The 15886-nt window shown below is 50.5% G+C and carries 12 protein-coding genes; 7 read left to right on the forward strand and 5 right to left on the reverse strand.

Translation table 11 applies throughout. From position 1 onward, the window contains the following. Positions 1–38 precede the first annotated feature (38 nt). A complete protein-coding gene (locus tag ANT_RS06060; protein WP_013559631.1) occupies positions 39–1016 on the forward strand; it encodes a serine hydrolase in 978 nt (325 codons plus the stop codon). Here the strand turns inward: ANT_RS06060 and ANT_RS06065 are convergent. From ANT_RS06065 to acnA, 5 genes are all read right to left on the reverse strand, one after another. Next, the gene (locus tag ANT_RS06065; protein ID WP_041454742.1) at positions 992–2530 is read right to left on the reverse strand and encodes a LasA N-terminal domain-containing protein; all 1539 of its coding nucleotides are present in this window, start codon (positions 2528–2530) and stop codon (positions 992–994) included. The genes ANT_RS06060 and ANT_RS06065 overlap by 25 nt on opposite strands. Further along, positions 2508–4061, reverse strand: coding sequence for a LasA N-terminal domain-containing protein (locus ANT_RS06070; protein ID WP_013559633.1), 1554 nt, complete (start codon positions 4059–4061; stop codon positions 2508–2510). The genes ANT_RS06065 and ANT_RS06070 overlap by 23 nt, the downstream gene beginning before the upstream one ends. Next, on the reverse strand, positions 4036–5343 hold the full coding sequence (locus ANT_RS06075; protein ID WP_013559634.1) for a polysaccharide deacetylase family protein: 1308 nt from the start codon (positions 5341–5343) through the stop codon (positions 4036–4038). Before ANT_RS06075 ends, ANT_RS06070 begins: the two co-directional genes overlap by 26 nt. Then, positions 5330–6412: an inositol-3-phosphate synthase gene (locus tag ANT_RS06080; protein WP_013559635.1), complete on the reverse strand. Its 1083-nt coding sequence runs from the start codon at positions 6410–6412 to the stop codon at positions 5330–5332. Before ANT_RS06080 ends, ANT_RS06075 begins: the two co-directional genes overlap by 14 nt. Before the next feature lie 111 nt (positions 6413–6523). After that, complete coding sequence (gene acnA / locus ANT_RS06085) at positions 6524–9217, reverse strand: aconitate hydratase AcnA (RefSeq protein ID WP_013559636.1); 2694 nt, start codon at positions 9215–9217, stop codon at positions 6524–6526. A 329-nt stretch (positions 9218–9546) separates the two neighbouring features. On the opposite strand from acnA, the gene ANT_RS06090 reads away from it, so the two are divergent. The 6 genes from ANT_RS06090 to ANT_RS06115 all read left to right on the forward strand — a co-directional run bounded on the left by ANT_RS06090 (position 9547) and on the right by ANT_RS06115 (position 15876). Then, on the forward strand, positions 9547–10422 hold the full coding sequence (locus ANT_RS06090; RefSeq protein ID WP_013559637.1) for a transporter substrate-binding domain-containing protein: 876 nt from the start codon (positions 9547–9549) through the stop codon (positions 10420–10422). A gap of 67 nt (positions 10423–10489) precedes the next feature. Next, the gene (locus tag ANT_RS06095) at positions 10490–11365 is read left to right on the forward strand and encodes an amino acid ABC transporter permease (RefSeq protein ID WP_013559638.1); all 876 of its coding nucleotides are present in this window, start codon (positions 10490–10492) and stop codon (positions 11363–11365) included. Next, the gene (locus tag ANT_RS06100; protein WP_013559639.1) at positions 11349–12095 is read left to right on the forward strand and encodes an amino acid ABC transporter ATP-binding protein; all 747 of its coding nucleotides are present in this window, start codon (positions 11349–11351) and stop codon (positions 12093–12095) included. The genes ANT_RS06095 and ANT_RS06100 overlap by 17 nt, the downstream gene beginning before the upstream one ends. Positions 12096–12143: 48 nt before the next feature. Continuing rightward, entirely contained in the window at positions 12144–13487 is a 1344-nt protein-coding gene (locus ANT_RS06105; protein ID WP_013559640.1) for a citrate (Si)-synthase, read from the forward strand. A gap of 9 nt (positions 13488–13496) precedes the next feature. After that, a complete protein-coding gene (gene proB, locus ANT_RS06110) occupies positions 13497–14630 on the forward strand; it encodes a glutamate 5-kinase (protein WP_013559641.1) in 1134 nt (377 codons plus the stop codon). Next, positions 14617–15876, forward strand: a complete 1260-nt coding sequence (locus ANT_RS06115) for a glutamate-5-semialdehyde dehydrogenase (protein ID WP_041454751.1) — start codon at positions 14617–14619, stop codon at positions 15874–15876. Before proB ends, ANT_RS06115 begins: the two co-directional genes overlap by 14 nt. The last annotated feature ends 10 nt before the right edge of the window (positions 15877–15886 follow it).

Consider the following 15886-nt stretch of genomic DNA (forward strand, 5'->3'; position numbering starts at 1 on the left):
TCTCACGGGGAGGATTATAACGCTTTATAATCTTTTTCATGAGAAATTGGCAGAAGAGGTTGCTGGGACTTTCCCTGGGCGTTTTATTATGGGGCATGGCTTCATGCAATTCTTCGATGTCTCAATCTCTAACGGCTTTACCTGTCTCATCCGAAAACACTATTCCCATTCCCTCCTTTTCACCTACCCCTTCTCCTGTGATTATTCCTGAGACCAGCGAGCCATTGCCGTCCATTACCCAGGCTCCTGCTTTTCAGTCTTTTGCTGTTCAACCCTTGAGTCAGATGCTGGAAGATGGTGCGGACTGGCATGTATGGGTGAAAGAACTGGGTGGGCGAGTACTTTTTGAATGGCGTTCTGATGAGATAATTCATCCCGCTTCCATAGTCAAAGTTCCTTTGGGGATGCTGGTCCTGGAGACACTGGAAAAAGGAACGGAAGAACCTTTGGACTTGGTGCTGGATAAAGGTCCAACCGGTGCCGGGCGTAGTTACCGGCAATTGTTACGTGCCATGCTGGTGTACAGCGAAGAAGATGCTACAGAAATTCTCGAACGCGATTTGTTTGAACGAGTTCATCAGAATGCAGTTCAGCAGATTTTGGACAGGTGGCAAGCCCCATCCATTCGATTTCGTCCTCGCCGTGCTTCAATTCATGACTTAAGTACTTTGTGGGAATGCCTTTACACCCGGCAATGTCTCAGTGAGTCTGCCAGCGAACAAATGCTGACATGGTTGGCAGAGGAAACTCCCAGCGATAACGGACGCCTTTGGACTCTTAAGCCATATCTTCCTGAGGAAAGTCGCATCTATAACAAAAGAGGGTCTATGACTGTTCCTCTTACCGTGGGAGATTGTGGCTTGGTTGAAATTCCCTATTATCCCGTTCTGCTGATTTGCATCGTGGGGCAGTCACAGGGTGAGCCAAACTTTGACCGCCTTCATCAGAAAATTGGTGAATTTGTGCAGGAGGTTTGGGTTCTCTGGCAGGATTACCGCGAAATTAAGGACGAGTAATCCCCATATATAGAGGCTTTGACGGTTTTCTCCTCTTTGATGAGAGCCCCTTGATAAGGTTTTTCTCCGGCTACTGCGCGCCATCCAGACAAAACGAACGGCATGGGGCCATCCGCCAGAATCCATTCGCCGTTGTATTTTCGGGCAACGTGAACATGAGTGCCGGTAGCTTGTCCACCCTCGCAGGATGGATGTCCGATGCGGTCATCGGTATTGACCCAGGTGTTTACGGGAACACGATCGTTAGTAGCGATATGCAGATACAGCACTGCCCAGCCAGTTTGCTCAAAGCCATCGCCGTCCAGGTCCACAACCACAACGCCATACTCCGAGCGCACTACCAGCCCGCTGGAAATTGCCGTGACCCAATCGGTGGAGACGTAGCAATCCTTTTCAGTGGTGGACGGGGCAAAATCCAGCGCTGCCCGCGCGCCGTCCGGTCCCCAGGCAGAATGAGGCCCGCCGGTTAAACTCCAGGGCTTTCCGGGACGGAAAGGCAGTTCCATGGGGGGTTGAGTCAGGGTTGCAGGGAATAATGGTTCAACAGATTGAGCCCTCAACCAGGGGCTGCCAAACATTTTTTCGTATAAGGCTGGCATACTCTCTAAGCCGTACACTGCGGCTGCCCAGTGGGGCTGATCGTAAAGTTGCGAGAACAGGTACAAAACGGCTACACTCCCGGCATTCAAGTCGGGTGCCAGTCTCATCGTTGTACCATCTTGAAACGTCAGGCTGGTCAGACGTCCTTCGCGCCAGCCGTAGTATCCAATGTTTAACTGCTGAACTGCCCAGGATAGTTGAGCAAACAGCCCTTTCTTCTGGTAATTCAGATAGCCAACCGGGAAATCCGTTTGGGCAAGATTTTCCGGTTGTCCGGTTACCCAGTGGCTCTGATACTCAAGAATTGCCAGCAACAATCGAGGGTTAATGGAGTTATCAATAGCCACTTTGTACACAGAAGCCGCACCGCTATTCCATCCGTTGCTGTGCCACTCCTGAATGGTAGTCAGATAACCGCCAGCCTCGGTCACATACTTGTTAATGTCGAAGTCCAGCGCAGAGGGGGAGAAAACGATTTCACTGTCGGGCATGACCTGTTCTGATGACGTGGTTTCGCCCAGTTTGTCAGGAATGATGAGAAGAATGCCCGGGTCCAGCAAGCCATTTTCCGGTAAAGATTGGGTGGAGGAAATTTCTTCTCTTGCGACCCCAAAACGCGCTGCCAGAGCACTTAACGTATCTCCGGCTTGTGTGTAATACAGAATGGGGGGGGCAGGGGTGGGGCTTTCTTTGGGCGTAGGGGTGATTTGAGGGGGAGCAACTCTGGTGCTTACCCTTTCGGACTGTTCTTCTCCGGTGGTGACGGTTTCGACCAGTGCTAACTGGCTTTTCTGTCCAAAACTGAATGGCGATTGTCCGGCACCGTTCATGCCGCGTACGCACCCACTCAGCAAACCTGCGATAATCACAAGTGTCCAGAGGTTGGAAAGTTTACCAGCCAATCTGATTCTCATCTAAACGTTTATCCCATGCAGTAACAACCTGCTCGCCTTTGATTAATCGTCCCTCATAAGGGATACTGTCCCCTGCAGAGACCCATCCACTGAGTACGAAAGGAATTGTGCCGTCTGCAGAAATCCATTCTCCATTATACCGGCGGGCGATGTGTAAGTGCGTGCCATTGGATACTCCGCCTTCGCAGGACGGATGTCCAATGTCATCCCCGGCTTTCAGAAAGCGTCCTTCCTGTACTCTGCCACTGGACGCAATATGGAAATAGAGGATTGTCCAGCCGGTTTGCTCATATCCATCTCCATCTAAATCCTGTACCACTGCTCCATCCCCACTGCGCACAATCAAACCGTCTGCCATCGCGGTAACCCATTCGGGGCTGGTATAACAACCGTAAGCCTCTCCCGGGGGTGCAAAATCCAGCGCTCCCCATGCAGAGCCAGTTCCAAAGGCAGGGTGCGGTCCCCCGGTGAAGTACCAGATGCTTCCCGGAGCAAAGGGAAGCACCATCTCAGGTTGGGTTAGGTCTGCTGGAATGAGCGGCTCAAAAGCCAGTTCCTGAGGCGATCCAAATAAACGCGTGTATGTGGCATACAGCCCTTGTGAACTTACGGCTTTCACCCACTCATCCTTGCCGTAAAGCAAACTGAAAAGGTACTGAACGCCCGCAGTGCCGGCATTGATGGATTCGGGTACAAGTACATAGGTTTGATCTGCCAGCACCCATCCTTTGACCCCGCCGGCTTTCCACAGATAGTATCCATAATTAAGCATGTTCGCCGCCCAGCCAATCTGGTGGTATAAGCCGGTAATTTGCGAATTGGAATAACCCAACGGATATTTGCGCGTCTCTGCGGGTGGGGAAGGATTGGTCAGCCAGCCGCTTTGGTATTCCAGCACGGCAAGCAACAATCGTGGGTTAACGGAGAAGTCGCGGGCAATTTTTTCAATCAATTCGGTGCCCGAATAGGCTTCTCCATTGCGATTTTCATGGTAATTTTTCAAGAAACCAGGCTGGTTTTCAACAAAAGTGCCCATTTTAAAGGTAGTTGTGGAGGGCCCGAAAACCAGTTCGGAGTCAGGAAGAATGATAAAGTCCGGTCCTTGAGGAAAGTCCTCAATCATTGGAATAATCAGTTCCTGGCCCACATCTATTCGGTCAGGGTTGGATAACTTGTTCGCGGCAATCAGCAAGGCCAGATCCACGTTGAACTGGCGGGCAATATTTCCCAGGGTATCTCCCTGTTGTACTATATAGGTTTTGGGTTGCGGGGTAGGTTCAAAGGGTGGAATGTCTTCTTCGGCTTGCATCGCAGGTGTGGAGATTGGTATCTCTACAGGTGTTTCCACAAGTTGCGGTGTGCCCGGAGGAACGAATAAAGTGGGTTGCGGGGTTGAAACAGCGCGAATGTCAAAAATCGAGGTGCTCCCCCAGGGACGCACACAAGCACTGAGCAACCCTGCGGCGATCAGAAACGTCCCAAGACGCTGGATTAATTTCTTCAGGTTAGGGCATAGAAGTTGTGTCCACATGTGGCTCACACACCAGACGGTAGTATTCTAATTCGCGTTCCCGGTTTTCCAGGGCATAAGCACGTGCTTCTTCGCCAATTCGGATGACAGTATCCAGATAGAGAATTGCATCTTTGTCCCAGTAGCGGGGCAGAACCATGAGGGGATCCTGCACATAATTTTCCGGAAGCAGTGCCGGGCGTTTGGGATCAATTTCATCCCCCAGCGGAATCCAGTTGTACATCAAGGGTCCCCGTGGGTTTACGGTGAATCCTAACTGATAACCTACTTCCCGCGCAACTTGTACGGCTCTGGCGCTGAAATTGCCGCCGGGCCAGATGTAGGCAATCGGTGCTTTTCCAAAGGTTTCCAGGATGGCTTCTCGAGAACCTTGCAGTTCACGGTAAATGAAGGTTTCCACATCCACTTTGCCGTACAGAGATGTTTCAATCGTTGTGCCCGGCTTAAATTCGACAATATTAATGTTATGTACCACCCCATGTGCTTGGTGATCTACCCAACCTTCACGTTGGAGGGCGATATTTTCATCCCGCACGCGACGGCTGGCTTCAGGCTCGCTGATCCATGCGTTGGTCACTGTCCAGCCATGAGGGTGGAGGTAAGGGTAGAAGTGATCCCGGTAATAAGAAGCGGAGTGCAAGTCGTCCACAATCAGCACCACCGAGCGCGGGGGAATATAATCGTTGCTTTGCAAGAAGCCTGCCAGTTGTTCCATGCTGATGGCTTCAAAGCCTTTTTGTTCTAAGGCTTGAAACAGTTCCTTAACCTGATGGGCACTGATTTGATAAGGATGATTGACCTCTCCATCGGTGATAGAGTGGAACATGATCGGCATCACCACCGTCCCCGGAGCCGATTTTCCCATTTTCCAGCGGTTCTTCAAAACCTGACAGGTATCCTGAATGTACGGATGGGGATGATCCATCGGATTCAAAAGCGAGGTTTGAAATACTCTCGGAAGTTCGGGTGGGACAGGGGGCTGTGTTGGCGTTGGAGTAAAGGATGGCACTGTGGTGGGAGTTGATGTAGGTTCAGGAATGGCATAAGTTGCTGTAAGAATGGCTTCGTGGAAGAGACTGGTTTCCTGCACGTTGAGTGTGGGTGTAGGTGTAGGCAGAGGTTGGACTGTGCATCCCACAATCCCCAAAAGAAAGAGACATCCCCACAAACACCCCTGTAAAACGTTTACCCCTAATGGTTTCATCATGGTTATTGTACCAGAGGAAAACTCAGGGCTTTCCTCAATGGAAAGCCCTGCAAAGAAGCGATTAGGCGGTTTCACCCCGGATGAAGGCTTCCGTCATCTCCCGGGCAATTTCATCCTTGAATTGTTTGGGGGGTGTTTTCATGAAATAAGAAGCGGGGGCATACAAAGGTCCACCGATTCCACGATCCATTGCCAGTTTGACACAGCGTACAGCGTCAATCACCACGCCGGCTGAGTTGGGAGAATCCCATACTTCCAGTTTGGCTTCCAGATTCAAGGGAACATCCCCAAAGGTGGTCCCTTCCATGCGGATGTAGCACCATTTGCGGTCAGTTAACCATGGGATATAATCGCTGGGACCAACGTGGATGTTGTTTTCTCCAATGTCATACGGGAGCATGCTGGTCACCGCGCCAGTCTTGGAGATTTTCTTGGACTCAAGGCGCTCGCGTTCCAGCATGTTCAGGAAGTCGGTATTGCCTCCAAAGTTGATCTGATAGGTGCGGTCCAGGCGCACACCGCGATCGACAAACAAACTGGTCAAAACGCGGTGCAGGATAGTGGCGCCCACCTGAGACTTGATGTCATCTCCGATGATGGGTAAATTTTTCTGGCGGAAGCGCTCCGACCAGTACTCTGAACTGGCGATGAAGACAGGAATGGCGTTGACAAACCCGCAACCGGCTTCCAGCACCTGCTCCACGTACCACTTGGTTGCCATCTCGGAGCCCACTGGTAGATAGTTAATCACTACATCCGTGCCGGTATCTTTGAGAATTTTGATGATATCGGCGGTTGGACCGGGCGCTTTCTTGACAATCTGTGAGAGGTACTTCCCCAAGCCATCATGAGTCATTCCGCGAGAGACCGGAACGTTCAGATGCGGCACTTTGGTAAACTGATAGGTGTTGTTTGGGTAAGCAAAGATGGCTTCGGAAAGGTCTTTTCCTACTTTGGTATCTACCACATCAAATGCTGCAGAAAATTCAATATCGCTGATGTGATATCCGCCCAGATTGACGTGCATCAATCCAGGAATGCGGTCGGTATCGGCGGCGTTACGGTAGTAATACACTCCCTGTACCAGAGACGAAGCGCAGTTTCCTACCCCAATGATGGCAACGCGTACTTTTTTGTTTCCCATAGATTTCGATTCTCCTGAGTGCTTGGGTTGAAGATGAGTTTTGGTTATTATACTCCCTGCTTCCCTTCAAGGTGAATTGGAAGCAGGGAGTTGCTCGGGATTGTATGAGGTTTAGAGCCAGTTCAGTAGGATAGTATTCAGAATACCTCCATGGTGGAAATAGGAGACTTCGTTAGGGGTATCCAATCGAATGGTGACCTGAAACTCGAACGTACTGCCATCCTCTCGGGTTACCTGTACAGTGAGTTCTCCACCCGGGGATTGAATTTGAGATACTCCCTTCAAGGTGTAGATTTCCCGCCCTGTGAGCCCAAGGGATTGAGCGTTTTCTCCGGGCTTGAATACCAGTGGAAGCACGCCCATTCCTGCCAGGTTGGAACGATGAATGCGCTCAAAGGATTCGGCAAGGATGGCGCGCACTCCTAATTGTTGCACACCTTTCGCCGCCCAGTCGCGGCTGGAGCCGGTGCCGTATTCTTTCCCTGCAATGACAATCAAGGGGACGCCTTCCTCACGGTATTTCATCGCGGCGTCATAGATCGGAAGAACTTCCCCATCAGGGAAGTGAATTGTGTATCCACCTTCTTTGCCACCCAGCAACAGGTTTTTTAAGCGGATGTTAGCAAATGTACCGCGAGTCATCACACGGTCATTTCCCCGGCGCGAACCATACGAGTTAAACTCGCTGACCGGCACGCCATGCTCCAGAAGGTATTTCCCTGCCGGGCTGGTTGGGGAGATATTTCCTGCCGGGGAAATGTGATCTGTGGTGATGGAATCGCCAAAGAGCGCTAACACCCGAGCATTTTGGATGTCAGACAGGAATTGAGGTTCTTTGGAAAGGTTTTCAAAGAAGGGTGGTTCCTGTAAATAAGTGGATGCCGGATTCCACTCGTAAAGCAGAGAACTTGGGCTTTGGATTTGTGACCATTGGGGGTTGGCTGAGTATAGATCCGCGTACTCACTAGCGAACAATTCCGGCTGGACGAGGTCTTGGATCAGTTGTTCGATTTCTTCAGCAGAGGGCCAGAGATCCTTCAGGTAAACAGGATTCCCCTGCCGATCAACGCCCAAGGGCTCTTGAGTAAGATCAATATCTACAGTGCCCGCCAGCGCATAGGCAACTACTAGAGGAGGGGAAGCAAGATAATTTGCCTGCACGTAGGGGTGGACACGTCCCTCAAAGTTACGGTTTCCAGAAAGCACTGCTGCGGCTACCAGTCCACCACTTTCGATGGCTTCAATCACAGGTTGTGGTAACGGACCTGAATTACCAATACAGGTAGTGCAACCATATCCGACCACATCAAAACCCAGTGCCGATAGGGCTTTATCCAGCCCTGATTTTTCCAGATATGCGGTCACTACTTTGGAGCCCGGAGCAAGACTGGTTTTAACGTAGGGTTTGACGCGCAATCCCTTGAGAACAGCATTTCTTGCCAGCAATCCCGCCGCAAGCATGACATAGGGATTTGAGGTATTGGTGCAGGAGGTAATGGCAGCAATCACAACGGCGCCATGTTTCAGGGTTTCCCGGTATCCATTGGAGCGGTATTCGGCTTCCTTTCCCAAATCTTCTGAAGAAAGTCCAAAGCCGCGTTCGGTTTTGGGCTTTGAGAGAGAAGAGCGAAAGTTCTTTTTTACCTGAGGGAGAGGCACACGGTCTTGTGGACGTTTGGGCCCTGCCAGACTGGGTTCAATGCTTTCTAGGTCCAGGTGAAGAACGGCTGTGTACTCGGGTTCGGGAGTTTCAGGCATAACAAAAAGACCCTGTGCGCGATAGTAAGCTTCTACAAGTTCGGTGGGTCTGCCGGTCAATGCAAGGTAAGCCAGCGTTTGCTGATCGACAGGGAAGTAGAGCACGGTTGCACCACTTTCAGGTGCCATGTTAGAAATCATCGCTCGGTCGGCTAGGGATAGATTGACCAGACCGGGCCCAAAAAATTCTACAAATTTATCGACAACACCGTGCTTGCGTAGCAGTTGGGTAATAGTCAGAGTCAGGTCTGTGGGGGTGACGCCTTCCCGAAGTTTCCCGGTCAGACGCAGGCCAATGACATCGGGAGTGACAAATTCCAGCGGTTCGCCTAACATGGCGGCAACGGCTTCAATCCCTCCAACGCCAAATCCAACCACGCCTAACCCGTTAATCATGGTGGTGTGAGAGTCTGTCCCCACCAGCGTTTCGGGGAAGACGACTGTGGTGCCATCTTGTGAAGAGGTAAGCACTCCCCGCGCCAGATATTCGAGATTTACCTGATGGACAATTCCTGAGGAAGGGGGCACAACTCGGAAGTTCTTGAAGGCTTTCTGTGCCCAGTGGAGGAACTCATAGCGCTCACGATTGCGTTCAAATTCTAACTGGACGTTGAGTTTCAGAGCATCTGGAATTCCAAAGTAATCTACCTGTACTGAGTGGTCAATAACCAAATCCACCGGCACAACGGGATTGATTTTTTCCGGATTTCCTCCCAATCGCACCAGAGCGGCGCGCATGGCGGCAAGATCGTTCATCACCGGAACGCCGGTAAAATCTTGCAGCACTACCCGGCCGGGAAAGAACTGTAAAATGGGACGATGGGTTGCCTGTGGTGCCCAGTTTGCCAGTGCCGAAATGCTTTGCTGGCTTACTCTAGGATGGGCGCTGTTCCGAAGGTAACCTTCCAGCAAAATTCGAATAGAGAAAGGCAATCGTTGAAGACTTTCCCTGGATATCCCTTCCCACTGGTCGAGAGGGTAATAGAAATACGTCCCCTGAGACGTTTTCAGAATGGCGGGAATAGCCGAGGATCTAGACGCAGACATGCTCCCCTCCTTTGGGATTAATGGGATGAGGGTCATTATAATTCAGCCATTTTCCTGGAATTGGCGAAAATTTAACCCATTTGGGTGATTTTTCAGGGGATTTTATGATTTTACCTTGACACATTTTGTGTCCGCATTTATAAATGCGCCCAATATGATACGAGTTATGCTTGCTTACCAGATTTCCCCTAAGCGAATCCCGCGATTCCCCTCCTTCCGAGAAGGCGCGGGCTCTTCGCGTTTATGAAGAGCAAGCACAAAAGAGAGAAAAAAGACCTTCCGGAAGGAAGGTCTTTTTTGATTAAAACCAATAGTTTTTGGAGGAGAAAATGAAACGCTTGTCTATTTGGATGTTCCTGGTGCTGGTGTTTGGGTTGGTGCTCTCGGCTTGCGCTCCATCGAGCGGTTCTTCAGCTGGGGAAACATCGCAAGAGTCTCAAGGAAACGCGCAAACGGGCTGTCTAGGTTCTGCAGATACTGCGCTGGTAGATTTACAGTGCCGAAAAATCACTGTGGCGGTTGAAAATGCCTATATGCCTTTCAACTATATCCTGGTGGCTACAGGAGAGCCCGGAGGGTGGGATTACGATGCCTTGCGGGAAATTTGCACCCGCTTGCATTGTGAGCCTGTCTTTGTGGAAGCCGCTTGGGATGGCATGATTCAGGCGGTTGCCGATAAACAATACGACATGGCGGCAGATGGCATCACCATCACCGAGGATCGTAAACAAATTGTAGATTTCTCCATTGGCTATATCAGCATCAATCAGCGTTTGCTGGTACGCAAAGGAGAAACTCGCTTTGCCTCTATTGAAGAGTTTGCCGCAAATGAGGCGCTGGTGCTGGGCACTCAAATTAACACCACGAATTACGAAACTGCCAAAAAATATCTTCCCGAATCACGCATCAAAGGGTTTGAGCAATTCGCTTTTGCAGTACAGGCTTTGATTTCCGGTGATGTGGACGCGGTGATCATTGATGAAACTGCCGGGCAGGGGTATCGGGGGGAAAACGCCGAGAAACTCGAACTGATTGGACCTTCCATTTCCAGCGATGAATTGGGTTTCATCTTTCCTAAAGGAAGCGATCTGGTTGAACCGTTCAATAAAGCCATCGAAGCCATGAAAGCCGATGGTACGCTGGATCGCTTAAATCAGAAATATTTTGGCCCCGATTTCAAACTCACCGAGTCAGATGTGAAATAAGAATTCGTAAGGGGAAGGTAGAGGCTTTTCTCTACCTTCCCCTCGACTCTGCGTTCAGGAGGTAGATATGGCTTCAGGAGAATCAAGTATTCCGCGCTCACCCGTGTTGAGTCTTCCCAAAGAGTCCTTGCAAAGCAGACTGGAGCACTTTCCATGGTGGTTTGTGGCTATGGTGAGCATAGCACTGGCAACCCTTGGCGTGATTTTCTCTCAACCCTCGTACAATCAGGCATTTGTTTTCATTCAAGCCGGCATTCATGTGACCATTACCACTACGCTGACGGCATTTGTCATCTCGCTGGTGATTGGGTTGATGGCTGGCTTGGGAAGGATTGCTCGAAATGTGTTTTTCCGTAACCTCAGCACGTTGTATGTGGAAATTGTCCGGGGCATTCCCATGCTGGTGCTGATTTTCTTCATTGCTTTTGTGGCAGTTCCGGCAGTGACCTCGGCCTTAAATGCCCTGGGAAGAGTGCTGGTTGAGGCAGGGTTGACCTGGGCTGGGGGGCTCACTCAACTGGAAAATAGCGGCGTTCCCATGCAAATCCGTGCGATCATTGCGCTTTCGGTCACTTATGGCGCCTTCTCGGCTGAGGTCTTTCGGGCTGGTATCCAGTCCATTCCCAAAGGACAAATGGAGGCGGCGCGTTCTCAGGGCATGACCTACTGGCAAGCCATGCGCTATGTCATTCTGCCACAAGCCATTCGCAATGTTCTGCCGGCATTAGGCAATGATTTTGTTTCCATGCTCAAAGATTCCTCGCTGGTTTCTGTACTGGCGGTGCGGGATATTACCCAGGTGGCACGTTTGTACGCAGGGCAGACCTTCCGTTATCCCGAAGCGTTTACCACGCTGGCAGTGCTGTACTTGATCATGACGCTCGTTCTATCGCTGGGCGTCAAAGCCATAGAGAGGGGATTGAGTCATGGCCAGCACCGATGACATCATCATCGTCAAAAACGTCTCAAAATTTTTTGGCAAAGTACAGGCGTTGCGTAACGTCAGTTTGACTGTCAAACGTGGCAGTGTGGTTGTGCTGATCGGCCCCAGTGGTTCGGGAAAATCCACGCTCTTGCGTTGCATGAATCACATGGAAATTGAGGATGAAGGGGAAATCTGGGTCGATGGTCAGCGCCTGAGCCGGGATGAGAAAATCATCAACCAGGTGCGCGCGGATATTGGGATGGTCTTCCAGCACTTTAATCTTTATCCTCATCTTACCGTTTTGCAGAATATTACCTTGGCACAACGCATTGTGCGCAAACGCTCTCAGGAAGAGGCTGAAACCATTGCCATGGAGCAGTTGAAGCGGGTGGGGATTGCCGAGAAAGCCCATAATTATCCTGCCCAGTTATCCGGTGGGCAACAACAACGGGTTGCCATTGCCCGAGCACTGGCGATGAAACCCAAAATTTTACTGTTTGATGAGCCTACCAGTGCTTTAGACCCAGAGATGATTAAAGAGGTGCTGGATGTAATGCTCGATTTAGCAAAGGCGGGGATTACGATGGTGGTGGCAACTCATGAGATGGGGTTCGCTCGCGCTGCGGCTGATGAGGTGCATTTTATGGATGAGGGCTGTATCGTCGAGTCGGGGACGCCGGAGATGGTTTTTGACCACCCGCGGTTTGAGCGCACGCGCCAGTTCCTGTCTCAAATTTTGTTCCGATAAACGTCCAGGGAGGGACCTTAAAAGCCAGCCAAAGGAGGAAACCTGTTTATGAAGATGATTGAGGCGATTACCGAGCAATTACCCGCATGGCGGGAGCGGGTAAACCGTTTGCGCACTCAGTTTGGTTCTTTGAAAGTGTGTGATGTTACCGTAGAGCAAATTTACGGGGGCATTCGGGGCGTACAGATTCAGGTCAGCGATATTTCTTATGTGGATCCCTATGAGGGGATTCGGTTGCGGGGCTACACCATTCCAGAGGTGCTTGAATACCTGCCGAAAAAGCCGGGAAGCGACTTCCCTCTGGTAGGCGGTTTGTACTATTTGCTGATGACGGATCGGTTGCCGAATGAGGCAGAAGCGGATGAAGTGGAGCAGGAATGGGCGTCGCGCAGTCAAATTCCCGAACATGTCTATCAGGTTATTCGGCAGTTCCCAAGGGATACCCATCCCATGACGCTGTTTTCCGTGGCGATTATGGCACTTCAACCTTCCTCACAGTTCGCCAGTAAGTATGCGGAGCAAATGTTTACTTCCGAAGGTCTGCCCAAAGGCGATTACTGGAAGTACTACCTGGAAGACAGTATGAACTTAATCGCCAAGTTGCCCGGGATTGCCTCGTTTATTTACAACTATAAATATCGTAATGAGGAAATTGTCTCTTATTCACCTGAACTGGATTGGAGTGCTAACTTTGCCCGAATGATTGGCAAGGCAGAGGATCTCCGTTACCAGGATTTGTGTCGCCTGTTCTTTGTGATTCATTCTGATCATGAAGGCGGAAATGTCAGTGCTCATACTTCTTACCTGGTCAGTTCTGCACTTTCGGATGTCTATCTTTCCTGTGCAGCGGGTATGAACGGTTTGGCAGGGCCGTTGCACGGGCTGGCAAATCAGGAATGCATTCGCTGGGTGTTGCAGGTGCGGGAGGCTTTTGGAGGTCATGTTCCTGGTAAAGAAGAACTGACGGATCACCTGCGCAGGCAACTCCAGGCAGGCAAACTGATTCCGGGATATGGACATGCAGTGTTACGGGTGACTGATCCGCGTTTCACTGTGCAGTATGAATTTGCCAAAAAGTACATTTCGAACGATCCCAATATCGAGTTAATAGGGCGAGTATTTGAGGTGCTTCCGCCTATTCTGGCAGAGAATGGTAAGGTCAAGAATCCATACCCGAATGTAGATGCCATCAATGGGGCGTTGCAGTATCACTATGGTGTAAAAGAATTTGATTTTTATACCGTATTGTTTGGGATGAGTCGCATTCTGGGGTTGACTGCCCATATTGTCTGGGGGCGGATTCTGGGAAAACCCATTGAACGCCCTAAATCGTTGACCACCGCCATGCTGGAGCAGTTAGCCGAAAAATCTCTGCAGTCTTTGGAAAGGTAACATGAGTCTATGCGGAAGGGAAAGCGCATTGTTGTCAAGGTAGGAACATCAACCCTTACCGATGGAGGAAGACGTCTTTCACCACCTCGCATGGTGGATTTAGCCCGGCAGATTGCCCTTGTGCGTTCGAAAGGGGTGGATATTATTCTGGTCTCTTCTGGGGCAATTGCAGCAGGACGGGAAGTCTTAAATTATCCTGAGTTACCTCGTTTCATTCCCAAAAAACAAATGCTTGCAGCGGTGGGGCAACCCCGTTTGATGGCAATGTACACCGAATATTTTGCCATCTATGGTCAGCGAGTAGCGCAGGTGCTCCTAACGCGGGCTGATCTGATGGATCGCAAGCGGTATCTGAATGCTAGAGATACCTTTGAAGCCTTGCTTTTACAGGGAATTCTTCCGATTGTCAACGAAAATGATACTGTGGCAACGGAAGAAATTCGTTTTGGGGATAACGACACCCTTTCGGCACAGGTGGCAGCCCTGGTTGAAGCAGATGATCTGATTTTGCTTACCGATCAGGCGGGACTTTATGAGGCTGATCCCCGGGTAGTTCCGGGTGCCCGTCTGATTCGAGAGGTGCCTGCCGAAGAGATTCCCGATACATTATGGGAAGCGGCGGGGGGGAGTCGCAGTGGCTTGGGGACTGGTGGGATGCTGACGAAATTACGTGCCGCTGATTTAGCACGCCGAAGTGGTACCACGGTGTGGATAGCCCAGGGTAATGAAGAAGATATTATTATTCGTATAGTCAATAATGAAAAACTGGGAACTCGATTTGCACCGATGATCAGTCATCTCGAAGGGCGCAAACGATATCTACTCGCCGGACATCAGGTACAGGCAGGGGTTTGGATTGACAAAGGGGCAGCGCGGGCATTGTCCAGAGGGGGGAGCCTCTTGCCAGTCGGGATTATCCGTGTGGAGGGGGAGTTTGAACGCGGGGATACTATCCGCATTTTAAATGAGCAGGGCAAGTTAATTGCTTTGGGACTCACTTATTATTCCTCCTCTGAAGTCCAGCGTTTTGCGGGGAAGCATTCGGACCAGATCGAATCTATTTTGGGATACACCTTTGGCGAGGAAGTTGTGCATCATAATCACATGGTGTTCATGAGGAACGGTGAACATGAATCTGCATGAGATGGGCAAACAGGCGCGATGGGCGGGCAGGAAACTTGCGAGCGTGGCTTCTGAACAGCGGACAGAGGCTTTGAGTATATTGTCTGAGAAGTTGTTGGAACATGCAGAGGAGATTCTGGAGGGCAACGGTCAGGATGTCCAGCGAGCCCGAGAGTTGGGGCTTTCTGAAGCCATGCTGGATCGTCTTTTGCTCAACCCTTCTCGTTTACAAGGGATGAGCGATGATCTCCGGCGGGTAGCGCATTTACCGGACCCTCTCGAGGAAATCTTTGAAGAAAGGGTATTGCCTAACGGATTACGTTTGCATAAGCGAAGAGTCCCGTTGGGAGTGTTAGGGGTGATTTATGAATCACGCCCAAATGTGACGGTAGATGTGGTAGGGCTGGCGATTAAGTCAGGGAACGCAGTCATTTTGCGCGGTGGCTCCGAGACTATAGAAAGCAATCGGGCTCTGATTCGGGTGATTCATCAGGCGCTAATGGAGGCAGGATTGCCTGAGAATTGTGTTCAGTGGATTGATGATCCCGACCGAAAGTACGTATATGAACTTCTGCAGTTGGATGAATTTGTTGACTTAATCATTCCGCGAGGTGGTGCCTCATTGCACGAGTTTTGCCGCAAGAACAGTCGGATTCCGGTGATTACGGGGGGTATAGGGATTTGCCATCTCTTCGTGGAAGAAAGTGCTGATTTAGAAAAATCGTTGCCGGTGATTCTTAATGCCAAGGTGCAGCGTCCAACAGTTTGCAATGCGCTGGATACTTTACTGGTCCAGCGGTCTATTGCGGATATATTCTTGCCTGAAGTTGTGAGGCTCCTTGGGGATGCAGGTGTCTCTTTTAAAGTGGATGAAATTGCGTGGGATATTCTTAAGGACTATCAGGGGATAAGAATATCACGTGCCCAACCGGAAGATTTTGATACAGAATGGTTGAGCCTGATTTTAGGGATTCGTGTCGTAAATGATCTGGAAGAAGCCATTGAGCATATTGCACAGCACAGCACCGGTCATTCAGATGGCATTCTAACTCAGAACACGGCGCTGGCAGAGAAGTTTGTCCAGAGAGTGGACTCGGCGGCAGTATATGTGAATGCCAGCACCCGTTTCACCGATGGGGGACAGTTCGGTTTAGGTGCAGAGGTTGCCATCTCTACACAAAGAATTCATGCCAGAGGACCAATGGGACTTAGAGAGTTAACCACCTACAAATGGGTGGTTGAGGGGATGTACCATGTACGCTCCTGAGGAGAGATGG

It is taken from the genome of Anaerolinea thermophila UNI-1 (assembly GCF_000199675.1).
Lineage (GTDB): Bacteria > Chloroflexota > Anaerolineae > Anaerolineales > Anaerolineaceae > Anaerolinea > Anaerolinea thermophila.